Source organism: Rhodococcus sp. 06-235-1A (assembly GCF_002258785.1).
Taxonomy (GTDB): domain Bacteria; phylum Actinomycetota; class Actinomycetes; order Mycobacteriales; family Mycobacteriaceae; genus Rhodococcoides.
The window spans coordinates 1-14,915 of record NZ_NOYI01000006.1 but is presented as its reverse complement, the minus strand read 5'-3'; the positions used below and the strand labels follow the sequence as shown (position 1 = coordinate 14,915).

Sequence of the window (14,915 nt, the reverse complement as noted above, 5' to 3'; positions counted from 1 at the left end):
CATCACGTCGTTACCGAAGATGGAAGGATGGTCGCCGTGAGTACCGTTTACGACTGCCGTGAAGCCGATGCGCGCACTGCCGGACTGACCGCGGCCCGCGGTGCCCTCAAGTCCGGCCGACTGGTCGTCCTGCCCACCGACACCCTGTACGGGATCGCTGCCGATGCCTTCGACGGCAGCGCAGTCACAGATTTGCTCCGCGCCAAGGGGCGAGGCCGCGATATGCCTGTTCCCGTTCTCGTCGGTTCGTGGAACACCATCGACGGCCTGGTGCAGAGTGTCCGGCCACGCACCCGAGATCTGATTCGCGCCTTCTGGCCCGGCGCGTTGAGCATCGTGGTGCAGCAGGCGCCCTCGCTGGCCTGGGACCTGGGCGATGCGCAGGGAACTGTGATGCTGCGGATGCCGCTGCACCCGGTCGCGCTCGAGCTGTTGCGTGAGGTCGGCCCGCTCGCGGTGTCCAGTGCCAACATCTCCGGCAGCCCGCCTGCCACCACTGTGACCGAGGCGCGAGAGCAGCTCGGGGGTTCGGCCGCGGTGTATCTGGACGGGGGACCGGCCGACCACGCGGTGGCGTCGACGATCGTCGACCTCACGAGCGATCGGGCACGAATTCTGCGGGTCGGTGCCGTTCCCACCGAGAAGATTGCCGAGGTTCTCGGTGTCACCGCCGAAAGCCTGGTCCCGGGAGCGTCCTGACATGCCCGTCCGTCCCGCATGAGCGTCGAATTACTGGCTCAGTCGAATCTGGGCGCAGGCGTTCCCATTCGCGAGCTGCTGCTGGTCTTTCTCACTGCTGCCGTGGTCACGTTCTTCGCCACCGGCGGGGTCAGAGTGGCAGCCATCAAGTTCGGTGCCGTTGCCGTTCCTCGTGATCGCGACGTCCACGTGCAAGCGACCCCCAGGCTCGGGGGAGTGGGCATCTATGTGGGCATGCTTGCTGCGCTGCTGTTCGCGTCGCAGCTGCCGGCCCTGGCGCGGGGCTTCGACGTCGCCTACAACCGCGACATTCCGGCCGCACTGGTTGCCGGCTTCGTGATCGTGTTGGTAGGCGTCATCGACGACCGATGGGGTCTGGACGCACTGACCAAGTTCGTCGGCCAGGTGACCGCGGCCGGAGTTCTCGTCATCATGGGCGTGAGCTGGGTTGTGCTCTATCAGCCGTGGGGCGGCGAAGAGGGACAACCCGGAACCACGCTCGTCCTGGACCAACTGCAGGCTGGGCTGGTGACGGTTCTGATCACCGTCGTCATCGTCAACGCAATGAACTTCGTGGACGGGCTCGACGGGTTGGCCGCCGGTCTGGGTCTCATTTCTTCGGTGGCGATCTGCATCTTCTCGGTGGGGCTGTTGCAGGAGCAGGGCGGCGACGTCGGCGTCTACCCGCCGGCTCTGATCGCAGCGGCATTGGCCGGTGCGTGCCTGGGATTTCTTCCGCACAACTTTCAACCCGCGCGCATCTTCATGGGTGACTCGGGCTCCATGCTCATCGGGCTGACGCTGGCCACGATCTCGACGAGTGCCTCGGGGCGGATTCCTCTGACGGCGTACGGCCCCCGAGATCTGCTGGGCCTGTTGTCTCCGCTGCTCCTGGTCGGTGCCGTGATGCTCATTCCCATACTCGATCTGTTGCTGGCCGTCATTCGCCGCACCAGGGCTGGGCGGAGTCCCTTCAGCCCGGACAAGATGCATTTGCACCATCGGCTGCTACAGATCGGTCACTCGCACCGTCGGGTGGTGCTCGTGATCTATCTATGGGTCGGTGTTCTTGCGTTCGGGGCCGTCGGATCGTCTCTGCTCGACCGCCGAATAGTGGTCCTTCTGGTTGCCGCGGGTCTGGTGTTCGCACTGGTCGTCACCGCTGTACCGACGTTGCGGGTGGACCGATCGCGGGGCACGGAACCACGAAGCGCTCGACGCGGACGCTGATCCCATCGGCTGTTCGCGGTCGCGTGCTGGGTACTCTCGACAACTGTGACCTTCACTCCGCAGTCCATGCCCGACCAATTCGCGCCGCTACGCGCCGCGGTTCGATACGGACTTATCGGACTGGTGGTGCTGACTGTGGTCAGCGTCGGAGTCTCCGTCGCTGCGGCCGGAACACCTGGCCTGTGGGGATCGCTCATCGGTGTGGCGATCGGCGGCGGTTTCGTGATCACGACCGCACTGTCGGTCGCCCTCACCACGCGCTTCCCGGCCTCGGCCGTCGGAGCCCTGCTGCTCGGCGGCTGGTTGGTGAAGATGGTGATCGCGCTGATCGTGCTCGTTGCACTCAAGGACGCCGACTTCTACAGCAGGTACGCGCTGGGGCTGACGATTCTCGGTGCGCTGGTGGTCGTTCTCGGGGCGGAGGTCTTCGGCGTCGTCAAGACGAAGGTTGCCTATGTCGACAATGCGCCTGACGAAAGCCGTACCGACAACCGGTAGTACGACGAGGCGTCGTAATCGGTTAAGCTGAGGGCCGCCTACACAACGTCGTAGTTCTGTTGATAAAGTTTGCATCAAGCGGTGGGCAAGACCGGGACAAAAGAGACTTTTTCCCCGGACTGGACCCCCGCAGGTAGCAGTCAGCGTGAGCTTCCTTACAGTAGGCCCGGAGTCACCGACTTCGGCAACGTAAGGTTCCGCCCTGAGAGTTGCCGAGTCGACGTGAGTCGCCGACACCCGACAGACGCTTGGCCGATGAAGACCGGGCCTCAGCCTCTGACGATTGCGAGCCGATTTTCGTCGACTTGATAGATCGTCATTGTCCGATCGAACCGCAGTCGTCACCCGGCTGCGGCCCGAACACGGGAGAGACCGCTGAGCGTCACCAACCTGGCTGCGGAGTTCCATCCGCCGTCACTATCCGATTTCTTTCCTCCCGCGGTGCTGTTCGAGGGAACCCCGTTCGAGCTCGACCGACTGATGCTCATCCGCATCCTGATGTCGGCGCTGCTGATCGTCTTCATGCTGATCGCTCTGCGCAGCCCCAAGATCGTTCCTCGCGGCATTCAGAACGTCGCCGAGATCGCTCTCGACTTCGTGCGGATCCATGTGGCGGAGGACGTCCTCGGTAAGGAACAGGGACGCCGCTTCCTGCCCGTCATCATGACGATCTTCTTCACGGTGCTGGCGGTGAACGCCAGTGCAGTCATTCCGTTCCTGAACATTTCGTCGAACGCCAGGATCGGTCTGCCCATCGTGCTGGCCGCGGTCGCGTACGTCGCGTTCATCTATGCGGGCGTGAAGAAGTTCGGCGCAGCCAAGTTCGTCAAGGGCACGATCGTCATCCCCGGCATTCCGCCGGCCATGCACGTGCTGCTCATCCCGCTCGAGTTCATCTCGAACTTCGTGCTCCGCCCGTTCACGCTGACCGTGCGTCTGCTGGCCAACATGCTCGCCGGCCACATCATGCTCGTGCTGTTCTTCAGCGCCACGCAGTTCTTCCTCTTCGAGGCCTCCGCAGGCCTGAAGATCTTCGCTGCACCCTCGCTCATCATGGGCTTCCTGTTCACGATGTTCGAGATGCTGGTGATCTTCCTGCAGGCGTACATCTTCGCGCTGCTGACGGCGATCTACATCGATCTGTCGCTGCACGCCGACTCGCACTGACCGACCAACAGACCGAACCAGCTACACCGCCACCTCCGACACCCGGATGTGGACCGAAGAAAGGGAACGGAAAACCCAATGAGCCTCGAACTTCTGGCCCAGGCGCAGGAAATCACCGCAAAGGGATACGGCGCCATCGGCTACGGCCTCGCAGCGATCGGTGGTGGCATCGGCCTCGGCCTGGTCGTCGCCAAGAACATGGAAGCCACCGCTCGCCAGCCCGAGCTGGCCGGACAGCTCCGTACGACCATGTTCCTCGGCATTGCATTCACCGAGTCCCTCGCCCTGATCGGCCTCGTCGCCGGCTTCATTCTCTGAGAGCGCGATGACAAACGCGATAACGCTGCTCGCAGCCGGGGCCGAGGGGGAGGAATCCCCGAACCCGCTGTTGCCCGCAACATACGACATCGTTTGGTCGATCGTCTGTGTCGTGATCATCGGCTTCCTGTTCTGGAAGTACGTCGTACCTCGTTTCCAGACGGTTCTCGCTGAGCGTTCCGAGCTCATCGAAGGCGGAATCAAGAAGGCCGAGCAGGCACAGGCCGAGGCCAAGGCGGCTCTCGAGCAGTACCACGCTCAGCTGGCCGATGCCCGTTCCGAGGCCGCGCAGATCCGCGAGGAAGCGCGTACCCAGGGACAGGCGATTCTCGCCGAGATGAAGGAAAAGGCGCAGGAAGAAAGCGACCGGATCGTGGCCGCAGGTCACAATCAGCTCGTAGCGCAGCGTCAGCAGATCGTCACCGAACTGCGTGGAGATCTGGGACGCACGGCCGTCGAACTTGCGGAGAAGGTCATCGGAGAGCAGCTGTCCGACGACGCGAAGCGTTCCAGTTCGATCGATCGCTTCCTCAACGAGCTGGATTCCGTCACCGCGGACTCCGCATCCGGAAAGTGAGTCGAACCATGTACGCAACTTCTCGTGAGGCACTCGCTCGCACGCGGTCGGTTGCCCACGAAGCTCTGGGGTCCGCGTCGGCAGGCGAGGCAACTGCCATCGCCGCACAGACCGGTGCCGAGTTGTTCGCCGTCGTCGACACTCTCGACGCGCAGCGCACGTTGCGTACCGCTCTCGCCGACTCGTCGGTCGAGGGCGATCGGCGGAGCGCTCTGGCCGGAGATGTCTTCTCCGGCCAGGTGTCGAGTGCGACGACGACGATCATCAAGGCCGCTGCCGGCGAGAGCTGGTCCAACGCTCGTGACCTGTTGAACTCGCTGGTCGAGCTGGGACGCGAAGCTCTGCTCCGCGCCGCGGCCGATCAGGATCAGCTGGATACGGTCGAGGACGAGCTGTTCCGTCTGGGACGCATCGTGGCTGCCAACCCGCAGCTCGAGCAGGCCCTGTCGGATCGCTCGAAGCCGTCGCAGGCCAAGCGCGAACTGCTCGGTCGGCTGCTGTACGGCAAGGTCACCGCTGTTACCGAGGCGCTCGCAGTTCAGGCTGTGACGCGTCCCCGAAAGACGGCCCCCGCGGACGTGCTCAACGGATTGGCCGACCTGGCCGCCGAGCAGCGTGACCGTGCGGTTGCACACGTGCGCAGCGCAGCCCCACTGAGCGACAGTCAGCTCGAGAAGCTGACCGCAACCCTGACCCGCACGTACGGCAAGCAGGTCACGGTGCACGTAGAGGTCGATACCGAACTGCTCAGCGGACTTGTCGTTCGTATCGGCGACGAGGTCATCGACGGTAGCGGGGCAGGTCGCCTCGCTGCATTGCGAAAGACGCTCAAATAGTCCGACACGGACACAGTAACGAGAAGAAGCGTCTCGACTTTCGAGACATTTCACCCCGCGATCATTTGAAGGAAGAGCAGGAAACACTATGGCGGAGCTGACGATCTCCTCCGACGAGATCCGTAGCGCGATCGATAACTTCACCGCGAGCTACTCACCGGAGTCTTCCCGCGAGGAGGTCGGCACGGTTACGGACACGAGCGACGGAATCGCCCACGTGTCCGGATTGCCGTCGGCGATGTCCAACGAACTCCTGGAATTCCCCGGCGGAGTTCTCGGTGTCGCGCTGAACCTGGATGCCACCGAAATCGGTGCCGTCATCCTCGGTGACTACGAGCACATCGAAGAAGGCCAGGAAGTCAAGCGCACCGGAGACGTGCTGTCGGTCCCCGTGGGCGACGGCTACCTCGGTCGCGTCGTCGACCCCCTGGGCAAGCCCATCGACGGCCTCGGCGACATCGAGTCCTCCGAGACCCGCGCCCTCGAGCTGCAGGCTGCCTCGGTTCTCGAGCGTCAGCCCGTCGAGGAGCCGCTGCAGACCGGCATCAAGGCGATCGACGCCATGACGCCGATCGGCCGCGGCCAGCGTCAGCTCATCATCGGCGACCGCAAGACCGGCAAGACCGCGGTCTGCATCGACGCGATCCTGAACCAGAAGGCCAACTGGGAGAGCGGTGACGAGAAGAAGCAGGTTCGCTGCATCTACGTCGCCATCGGCCAGAAGGGCTCCACGATCGCAGGCGTCAAGGCTGCGCTCGAAGAGCAGGGCGCACTCGAATACACGACCATCGTCGCGGCCCCCGCGTCCGATTCGGCCGGCTTCAAGTGGCTCGCTCCGTACACCGGCTCGGCCATCGGCCAGCACTGGATGTACCAGGGCAAGCACGTCCTCATCGTGTTCGACGACCTGACCAAGCAGGCCGAGGCATACCGCGCCATCTCCCTGCTGCTGCGTCGCCCGCCGGGCCGCGAGGCATACCCGGGTGACGTCTTCTACTTGCACTCCCGCTTGCTGGAGCGTTCGGCGAAGCTGTCCGACGAGCTCGGTGGCGGATCGTTGACGGCTCTGCCGATCATCGAGACCAAGGCCAACGACGTCTCGGCGTACATCCCGACCAACGTCATCTCCATCACCGACGGCCAGGTCTTCCTGGAGTCGGACCTGTTCAACAAGGGTGTTCGTCCCGCGATCAACGTCGGCATCTCGGTTTCCCGAGTCGGCGGTGCGGCACAGACCAAGGGCATGAAGAAGGTCTCCGGATCTCTTCGCCTCGAGCTCGCTCAGTTCCGTGAGCTGGAAGCCTTCTCGGCATTCGCTTCCGACCTCGACGCGGCCTCCAAGGCGCAGCTCGAGCGCGGCGCACGTCTGGTCGAGCTGCTCAAGCAGGATCAGTACGCACCGGTGGCCGTCGAAGATCAGATCGTCTCGATCTGGCTCGCAGGCCAGGGCACGTACGACTCGGTTCCGGTCGGCGACGTTCGCCGCTTCGAGACCGAGCTGCTCGAGGATCTGCACCGCAACGCCAGTGGCGTCTACGACAGCATTGCCGGTGGCAAGGCTCTCGACGACGACAACCAGAAGGCACTGACCGAGGCGACCGAGAAGTTCAAGGCCGGATTCGTCGACTCGGACGGCAACCGCGTCGTCAACGAGGCCGAAGCCGACACTCTCAACGCCGACGAGGTCAGCCAGGAGCAGGTCAACGTCACCCGCAAGACAGTCAGCAAGTAGGCCCGCGATGACAGGTGACATGACGAGCACAGAAGGGAGCGTGAACAGCTAGATGGCAAGCATTCTCGAGCTTCGCTCCCGCATCAAGTCGGTCAACTCGACGAAGAAGATCACCAAAGCACAAGAGTTGATTGCAACATCGCGAATCACCAAGGCGCAGGCCCGTGTTGCCGCATCGAAGCCGTACGCGGAAGAGATCACGAAGGTGCTCTCGGCGTTGGCGAGTGCATCGAGTTCGCTCGATCACCCGTTGCTCAACGAGCGGCCCGAGCCCAAGCGTGCCGCGGTTCTGGTCGTGACCAGCGACCGCGGTATGTGCGGCGGCTACAACTCCAACGTCCTCAAGGAGACGGAGGAACTGTTCCAGCTCCTCCGCTCCGAGGGCAAGGATCCGGTCATCTACGTACTCGGCGCAAAAGGCCTGGGCTACTACACATTCCGTGAGCGGGACGTGAAGGGTGCCTGGACCGGCTTCTCGCAGGAGCCCGGCTACGCCGATGCAGCCAAGGCCAGCAAGCATCTGGTCGAGCTGTTCATGGCCGGCTCGGGCACCGAGGTCGACGCTCCCAACGGTGAAGGCACCGTCGAGGGCGTGGACGAGTTGCACATCGTCTACACCCGCTTCGTGTCGATGCTCACGCAGAAGCCCGAAGTTCGCCGGATGGCACCACTCGAAATCTCGTACACCGACGAGGAATTCGAGATGGGTGCGGACGCGTTGAGCGACTCACCGACGGCAGATGTGCAGGCACAGTACGAGTTCGAGCCCGAGGCAGGCGCTCTGCTCTCGGCGCTGCTGCCCAAGTACATCAGCACCAGGATCTACGCGTCGTTGCTCGATGCAGCAGCGTCGGAGTCCGCGGCGCGTCGTACCGCCATGAAGGCAGCGACGGACAACGCGAACGAATTGGTCGAGACCCTGAGCCGTCAGGCCAACCAGGCTCGGCAGGCCCAGATCACCCAGGAAATCAGCGAAATCGTCGGTGGCGCCAACGCGCTGGCCGACAGCGCAGGAAGTGACTAAGCAATGACCGCAGCAGTAGCCCAAGAGAACGCGAGCGGAGCGGACACACAGTCCGGCCGTGTCGTTCGGGTCATCGGCCCCGTTGTGGACGTCGAGTTCCCGCGCGGCTCGATTCCCGCACTGTTCAACGCCCTCAACGCAGAGATCACTCTGCCGACCGTGGCCAAGACCCTGACGCTCGAGGTCGCACAGCACCTCGGCGACAACCTGGTCCGCACCATCTCGATGCAGCCCACCGACGGACTCGTCCGCGGCACTGCAGTCGTCGACTCGGGTAAGCCGATCTCGGTTCCCGTCGGTGACGTCGTCAAGGGCCACGTGTTCAACGCCCTCGGTGACTGCCTGGACACCCCCGGACTCGGCCGCGACGGCGAGCAGTGGGGCATCCACCGCAAGCCACCAGCCTTCGATCAGCTCGAGGGCAAAACCGAGATCCTCGAGACCGGCATCAAGGTCATCGACCTTCTGACCCCGTACGTCAAGGGCGGAAAGATCGGTCTGTTCGGTGGTGCCGGCGTCGGCAAGACCGTGCTGATCCAGGAAATGATCACCCGTATCGCCCGCGAGTTCTCGGGCACCTCGGTGTTCGCAGGAGTCGGCGAGCGTACTCGTGAAGGCACCGACCTTCACCTCGAGATGGAAGAGATGGGCGTCCTCCAGGACACCGCCCTCGTCTTCGGTCAGATGGACGAGCCGCCCGGCACGCGTATGCGCGTCGCGTTGTCGGCACTGACCATGGCGGAGTACTTCCGCGATGTTCAGGGACAGGACGTTCTTCTGTTCATCGACAACATCTTCCGCTTCACGCAGGCAGGTTCGGAGGTGTCGACCCTTCTCGGTCGTATGCCGTCTGCCGTCGGTTACCAGCCCACGCTGGCGGACGAGATGGGTGAGCTCCAGGAGCGCATCACCTCGACCCGTGGACGCTCGATCACCTCGCTGCAGGCGATCTACGTTCCCGCCGACGACTACACCGACCCGGCCCCGGCCACGACGTTCGCGCACCTCGATGCGACGACCGAGCTCTCGCGTCCGATTTCGCAGATGGGTATCTACCCCGCTGTGGACCCGCTGAGCTCCACCTCGCGCATCCTCGAGCCCGGCATCGTCGGTGCGGAGCACTTCCGCGTCGCCAACGAGGTCAAGCGGATCCTGCAGAAGTACAAGGAGCTGCAGGACATCATCGCCATCCTCGGTATGGACGAGCTTCAGGAAGAGGACAAGGTTCTGGTCGGCCGCGCACGCCGTCTCCAGAAGTTCCTCGGCCAGAATTTCATCGTTGCCGAGAAGTTCACCGGCGAGGCCGGCTCGGTCGTGTCGCTCTCCGACACCATCGAGGCATTCGACAAGGTCACCAAGGGTGAGTACGACCACCTTCCCGAGCAGGCCTTCAACAGCTGTGGCGGTCTCGACGATGTCGAGGCAGCCGCGAAGAAGATGGCCGGAAAGTAGACCGACGTGACTTCTTCCGAGAAGAGCGGCATGGAGGTCTCCCTGGTCGCTGTGGAGCAGAAGCTGTGGTCCGGTACCGCGACCATCGTCAGCGCTCAGACCACCGAAGGCGAGATCGGCATCATGTTGGGCCACGAGCCTGTCCTCGGGCAGTTGATCGAGGGCGGCACGGTGTCCATCACGACCACGGACGGTGAGAAGCTCATCGCGGCCGTCCACGGTGGATTTCTGTCGGTGACGGGCAAGACGGTCACCGTGCTGGCAGAATCGGCCGACTTCGCCGACGACATCGATGTCGAGGCGGCACGGGCTGTAGTGGCAGAGAACGGCGACGACCTCGAGGCCATCGCTGTGGCCAAGGGGCGTATCCGCGCTGTCGAGCGGTCCTAGGTTCACGAGAAGCCGCGACGAGACCTGCGATGCACATCGGATTGATTGTTCTGATCATTCTGGTTGTGCTGCTCGCAGGGATCGTCGCGGCTTTCGCGTATCGTCTGATGGTTCTTCGCCGCGGAGGCACTGCTGCCATCATGCGTGTGCTGCCGTCGGACGGTGGAAACGGGTGGCGTCACGGCATCATTCGGTACGGCGACAACACGTTGGTCTTCTTCAAACTGTCCAGTCTGCGCCCTGGACCGGATCACCGTCTGGGTAGGCAAGACATCCACGTGGGAGAACGACGGGCCCCACAGGACACCGAATTCGACATCATGACACCCGATATTGCGGTGCTCGAACTATCCGACCACGGCAAGAATTTCGAGATTGCGCTGGACAGGAGCGCGTTGACCGCGTTCATGTCCTGGGTGGAGTCCCGCCCGTCGGGACGCTCGCGTCGCCGCCGTCCGGCGGCCTGATCAGCTGTTGTCGTCGCTCGACGTACGGCTCGATCCGGGAACCCACTGAACGTCGCCCTCGGGATTGGCGTACCGGCTCAGAATGAACAGCAGATCCGAGAGACGGTTGAGGTATTTCGCCGGCAACTCGCTCGTTGTCTCCGGGCTCGCGTGCACCGCAGCCCAGGCCGATCGCTCAGCGCGTCGTGCGACCGTTCGCGACACGTGCAGTAGTGCTCCCAACGGTGTGCCGCCGGGCAGAATGAACGAGGTCAAGGCCGGCAGGTCCTCGTTGAATTCATCGCACCAGGATTCGAGCCGGTCGATGTAGCTCTGGTCGATTCGCAGCGGCGGATACTCCGGGTTCTCGACGACCGGTGTCGACAGGTCGGCCCCGGCGTCGAAAAGATCACTCTGGATGGTGCGAATAACCGTGTGTACCGATTCCGACGGGTTGCCCAGTGCCAGAACGACTCCCAGGCTCGCGTTGGTCTCGTCGCAGTCTGCGTAGGCGACGAGCCGCGCATCGTTCTTGGACACCCGTGAAAAGTCGCTCAGACCCGTCGTCCCGTCGTCGCCGGTTCGGGTGTAGATGCGGGTGAGGTGGACGGCCATGCCTGCCACGGTACCGCGCGGGTGTCGGCCGGTCCCGCTGGCTACGCTGTCGAAGTGAGTGAACGCTTTTTGGTCAACGGTGGTAACCGGCTCGTCGGTGAGGTGGCGGTCGGTGGAGCGAAGAACAGCGTCCTCAAACTGATGGCTGCGGCGCTACTCGCCGAAGGCACGAGCACGATCACCAATTGCCCCGACATCCTGGATGTGCCGTTGATGGCAGAGGTGTTGCGCGGGCTCGGTTGTGAGGTCGAGCTCGAGGGTTCGGTCGTGCATATCACCACGCCGTCCATGCCCAAATATCACGCCGATTTCGCTGCGGTCCGACAGTTCCGTGCATCGGTGTGTGTGCTGGGTCCGTTGGTCGCGCGGTGCAAGAAAGCTGTGGTTGCCCTGCCGGGTGGCGACGCGATCGGCTCGCGCCCCTTGGACATGCACCAGTCCGGTCTGCAATTACTCGGGGCCCGCAGCGAAATTCAGCACGGATGCGTTGTTGCAGAAGCAGACGAATTGCGTGGTGCCAACATCAGGCTCGCGTTCCCGTCGGTCGGTGCCACCGAGAACATCTTGATGGCAGCAGTGCTCGCCACGGGGGAGACCGTCATCGACAACGCGGCGCGAGAGCCGGACATCGTCGATGTGTGCAACATGCTGAACGAGATGGGTGCCGACGTCCGGGGTGCAGGTACGTCCACTTTGACTATTCGCGGTGTGAGCGCACTGAAGCCGACCACTCACCGGGTGATCGGTGATCGAATCGTCGCCGCCACCTGGGGTATCGCTGCGGCCATGACGCGTGGCGACGTACGGGTTCGCGGGGTCAACCCGAAGCATCTGTCGCTCGTGTTGGACAAGTTGAGGTCTGCCGGTGCCGATGTCACCAGCGAGCCCGACGGCTTCCGCGTCGTGCAACACGAGCGACCGCGGGCAGTCAATTTCGCGACGCTTCCGTACCCGGGATTCCCGACCGACCTGCAGCCGATGGCCATCGGGCTCGCCACTGTCGCCGACGGGACGTCCATGATCACCGAGAATGTCTTCGAGGCACGCTTTCGATTCGTCGAGGAAATGATCAGGCTCGGGGCCGACGCGCGTACCGACGGCCACCACGCAGTGGTCCGCGGCGTCCCGCAGCTGTCGAGCGCACCGGTTTGGTCCTCCGACATCCGAGCCGGAGCCGGACTGGTACTCGCAGGATTGGTGGCCGACGGCACGACCGAGGTGCACGACGTCTACCACATCGACCGGGGGTATCCGCGCTTCGTCGAGAACCTGACCGCGCTCGGTGGCAGAATCGAGCGCGTCAGTTGAGCAGTTCGGCTTCGAGCGCGTCCACCAATACGCTTATCGCATAGTCGAACTCGTCATCTCCGATCGAGCCGTACCCGACGACGATCCCACCCCGAGCGGTGGACGAACGCGTGGAATGCTCGAGTGTGGGCAGATCGACGCCACTGGCGGCGCACACGGTAGCGACGTTCTGCGCAGCGCCGGCTTCGAGCACGAGGACGGTGTGCAGTCCGGCTCCGACTCCGCTGAGTTCGCCGAACTTGGACAGTGCTGCGGTAACCACCCGGTCGCGGGCTCGGTAGAGCCTGCGTGCTGTGCGTACCGCCCGGTCCCATTCTCCGTCGCGGAGCATCGAGGTCATTGCCTGCTGCAGGGGAACCGACGGGTGGTCGCCTGTTTCACGGCGGGTCGAGGTGATGCGGTCGACGATCGACTGGGGTGCCACCATCCATCCCAGTCGTATTCCCGCACCGAGGGTCTTCGAGACAGTGCCGAGGTAGACCGTCCGATCGGGTGACAACTCGGCCACAGTCGGCAAAGGTGCAGCACCATAACGGAATTCGGAGTCGTAGTCGTCCTCGATGATCATGGATCCACTGCGGCGTGCCCAGTCGGCGAGGGCACGTCGACGGCCGATGGGCATGAACCCGCCGGTCGGATACTGATGTGAAGGCGTGACGTATACGGCTGCAGTCTGCTGGGGACTGGAGTCGAGGTGCTCGACGACCAAGCCGTCGCGATCGACGGGAATGTCATGGATGGACCATCCTCGGTGTTTTGCCAGCGCAGCAGCCGACCTGTAGCCGGGATTCTCCAGTGCCAGAACGTGTTCGGTCGTGTTCGGTTTCGCGAGTGCGCCGAGCGCGAGGTCGAGGCCATGAATACTGCCGGTCGTGATCACGACCGATGCAGCATCGGTGTGCAATCCACGCGCGCGGCGGAGTAGGTCTGCGACGTGGGTCCTCAATTCGAGGGTTCCTGCGGAATCGGGGTAATCACCGGGCGGGGGAGAGCCGCCGACATCCCGCCATGCGCGTCTCCATGCCTCGGAGGCTCGGAGCGGAGTCCACGGGATTCCGGGGCGAAGCGATATTCGCGGGGGTGTCGCCGATGCGGCGTCCGTGCTCGGTGACGAGGCGGCCGACCGGACTGCGTGCGGAACGAGACGGATGTAGTTTCCCGAACCTCGTCGCGCATCGATCCATCCTTCTGCAACGAGTTGTTCGTACGCCTTCTCCACGACCGCTCGCGCGACACCGAGATCGGCGGAAAGTGCTCTGGTGCTTGGTAATCGAGATTGTGGGCGCAGTTCGCCGTTGTCGATTGCGGCTCGGATGCGATCTGCGAGCTGGACCGGCAGCGTTCGAGTGTCGGCGCGGTCGATGGTGATCGACAGAGAGATCGGGAGCATGAATCCTGGGCCTCCATTGTCGGTTGAGCAGAAGTGGCCTGTGCATATTCAGGAGAACTGGACCGTGACTGCAGGCCAGATGGGACCCATTCTGTACCCATGACAGTTGACAGCGCACCTCTTTCTCCCACGGCCCGTACCGCGGTGAAGCGTGGCAAGGGCCGTGCGCGGCTCGAACGGGCAGCGCTGCTGGACGTACTCGGCTCGGCGCGGATCTGCCACCTGGGTGTACTGGTGGACGGTCTGCCTCGGGTCCTGCCGACTGTGTTCGGGGTGGATCCAGCCGGTCCCGATCGAGAAGGGACGCTGTACCTGCATGGGTCCGTGGCGTCACGCAGCATGATCGATGCCCCTGAGCAGGACATCTGTGTGACCATCACGGTCGTCGACGGACTGGTGCTCGCCAGGTCGGCGTTCCATCATTCGATGAATTACCGCAGTGCGGTAGTGGTGGGCCGGCCGCGTCGGGTGGAGAACGCCGACGAACGTACTCGAGCTCTGGACGCGATCGTCGATCAAGTCGTACCTGGCAGAAGTGCGCATCTGCGTCCGCACACTCGGAAGGAACTTGCGGCCACCACCGTGCTGGCGCTTCCGCTGTACGAGGCATCTGTGAAATCGCGATCCGGTGGTCCCATCGACGACGCCGCCGACATCGACACCGGTGGCGTGTGGGCTGGTGTGGTTCCGGTTCGGGAAAGCCTCGGTGTCAGCGACCCCGCAGCAGACCTCGAGCCGGATCTCGCGGAACCGCAGCACGTGCGCGATATCCGTCGACGTCAGGAGTGAGGAAGAACCAATTCGAAGAGGCAGACGCCGAATATGGTTGGCGTCACAGCGAAGTAACTCTGCGAACGGGTGATAGTTGAGGCGTGCGCACCGGGCCTCAACTGCGCGGATGTCACGAGGAAAGCTGTCCACCTGCCGATTTGCGTTGGTGTGGTTGGTGGCGTAACTTTTGTCGAGTCAGAGCGACGGACACCGACCTGGTCTTCACGGACTGGGATACGAGGTTGGACGTGTGGCCTGGCAGGTTGTGTCCCCCAAGAGTCGGGCCTTGTGTCCGAGACCAAGCTGGGATACGCTGGAACAGTTGCCCTCGAGGCCGACGGACTGTGTGTTCGTGGGGTTGGAGTGTGTGCGTGTTCTTTGAGAACTCAACAGTGTGTCGATGAATGTCAGTGCCGAATGTTTTTGGCGCTCAAGCCTTTTGGGGTTTGGGTGTGACATCTT

Annotated in this window: 16 protein-coding genes; 14 read left to right on the top strand and 2 right to left on the bottom strand. The window is 63.5% G+C overall.

What is annotated here, in order from left to right; genetic code table 11:
* The first annotated feature begins 36 nt into the window (after positions 1-36).
* The 12 genes from CH275_RS04090 to CH275_RS04030 all read left to right on the top strand — a co-directional run bounded on the left by CH275_RS04090 (position 37) and on the right by CH275_RS04030 (position 10,390).
* Entirely contained in the window at positions 37-699 is a 663-nt protein-coding gene (locus CH275_RS04090; RefSeq protein ID WP_094675588.1) for an L-threonylcarbamoyladenylate synthase, read from the top strand.
* A gap of 18 nt (positions 700-717) precedes the next feature.
* On the top strand, positions 718-1,929 hold the full coding sequence (locus tag CH275_RS04085; RefSeq protein WP_094675470.1) for a glycosyltransferase family 4 protein: 1,212 nt from the start codon (positions 718-720) through the stop codon (positions 1,927-1,929).
* A 66-nt stretch (positions 1,930-1,995) separates the two neighbouring features.
* Entirely contained in the window at positions 1,996-2,427 is a 432-nt protein-coding gene (locus CH275_RS04080) for a hypothetical protein (RefSeq protein WP_179275976.1), read from the top strand.
* A gap of 441 nt (positions 2,428-2,868) precedes the next feature.
* Positions 2,869-3,594: a F0F1 ATP synthase subunit A gene (gene atpB, locus CH275_RS04070; RefSeq protein WP_373453675.1), complete on the top strand. Its 726-nt coding sequence runs from the start codon at positions 2,869-2,871 to the stop codon at positions 3,592-3,594.
* Positions 3,595-3,672: 78 nt separating this feature from the next.
* A complete protein-coding gene (locus CH275_RS04065) occupies positions 3,673-3,912 on the top strand; it encodes an ATP synthase F0 subunit C (protein WP_032368773.1) in 240 nt (79 codons plus the stop codon).
* Between the two features lie 7 nt (positions 3,913-3,919).
* Complete coding sequence (locus CH275_RS04060) at positions 3,920-4,489, top strand: F0F1 ATP synthase subunit B (RefSeq protein ID WP_032378886.1); 570 nt, start codon at positions 3,920-3,922, stop codon at positions 4,487-4,489.
* 8 nt (positions 4,490-4,497) lie between these two features.
* Complete coding sequence (locus CH275_RS04055; RefSeq protein WP_094675466.1) at positions 4,498-5,325, top strand: F0F1 ATP synthase subunit delta; 828 nt, start codon at positions 4,498-4,500, stop codon at positions 5,323-5,325.
* Positions 5,326-5,413: 88 nt separating this feature from the next.
* Positions 5,414-7,057 (top strand): F0F1 ATP synthase subunit alpha, encoded by a 1,644-nt coding sequence (gene atpA, locus CH275_RS04050; protein WP_032378884.1) that lies wholly within the window; start codon positions 5,414-5,416, stop codon positions 7,055-7,057.
* 52 nt (positions 7,058-7,109) lie between these two features.
* Positions 7,110-8,081: a F0F1 ATP synthase subunit gamma gene (locus CH275_RS04045; protein ID WP_094675464.1), complete on the top strand. Its 972-nt coding sequence runs from the start codon at positions 7,110-7,112 to the stop codon at positions 8,079-8,081.
* Positions 8,082-8,084: 3 nt separating this feature from the next.
* A complete protein-coding gene (gene atpD, locus CH275_RS04040) occupies positions 8,085-9,533 on the top strand; it encodes a F0F1 ATP synthase subunit beta (RefSeq protein WP_027497899.1) in 1,449 nt (482 codons plus the stop codon).
* Positions 9,534-9,563: 30 nt separating this feature from the next.
* Entirely contained in the window at positions 9,564-9,923 is a 360-nt protein-coding gene (locus CH275_RS04035) for a F0F1 ATP synthase subunit epsilon (RefSeq protein ID WP_094675462.1), read from the top strand.
* A 29-nt stretch (positions 9,924-9,952) separates the two neighbouring features.
* Positions 9,953-10,390: a DUF2550 domain-containing protein gene (locus CH275_RS04030; protein WP_094675460.1), complete on the top strand. Its 438-nt coding sequence runs from the start codon at positions 9,953-9,955 to the stop codon at positions 10,388-10,390.
* Here CH275_RS04030 and CH275_RS04025 read toward each other — a convergent pair whose 3' ends face one another.
* Positions 10,391-10,984: a cob(I)yrinic acid a,c-diamide adenosyltransferase gene (locus CH275_RS04025; protein ID WP_094675459.1), complete on the bottom strand. Its 594-nt coding sequence runs from the start codon at positions 10,982-10,984 to the stop codon at positions 10,391-10,393.
* 54 nt (positions 10,985-11,038) lie between these two features.
* Between CH275_RS04025 and murA the strand changes: the two genes are divergently transcribed.
* A complete protein-coding gene (gene murA / locus CH275_RS04020) occupies positions 11,039-12,292 on the top strand; it encodes a UDP-N-acetylglucosamine 1-carboxyvinyltransferase (protein ID WP_094675586.1) in 1,254 nt (417 codons plus the stop codon).
* Here the strand turns inward: murA and pdxR are convergent.
* Complete coding sequence (pdxR, locus tag CH275_RS04015) at positions 12,285-13,682, bottom strand: MocR-like pyridoxine biosynthesis transcription factor PdxR (protein ID WP_094675457.1); 1,398 nt, start codon at positions 13,680-13,682, stop codon at positions 12,285-12,287. The genes murA and pdxR overlap by 8 nt on opposite strands.
* A gap of 99 nt (positions 13,683-13,781) precedes the next feature.
* Between pdxR and CH275_RS04010 the strand changes: the two genes are divergently transcribed.
* Positions 13,782-14,471 carry a pyridoxamine 5'-phosphate oxidase family protein gene (locus tag CH275_RS04010; RefSeq protein WP_094675455.1) on the top strand — a complete coding sequence of 230 codons (690 nt, stop codon included), beginning with the start codon at positions 13,782-13,784 and terminating at the stop codon, positions 14,469-14,471.
* Positions 14,472-14,915: the final 444 nt, after the last annotated feature.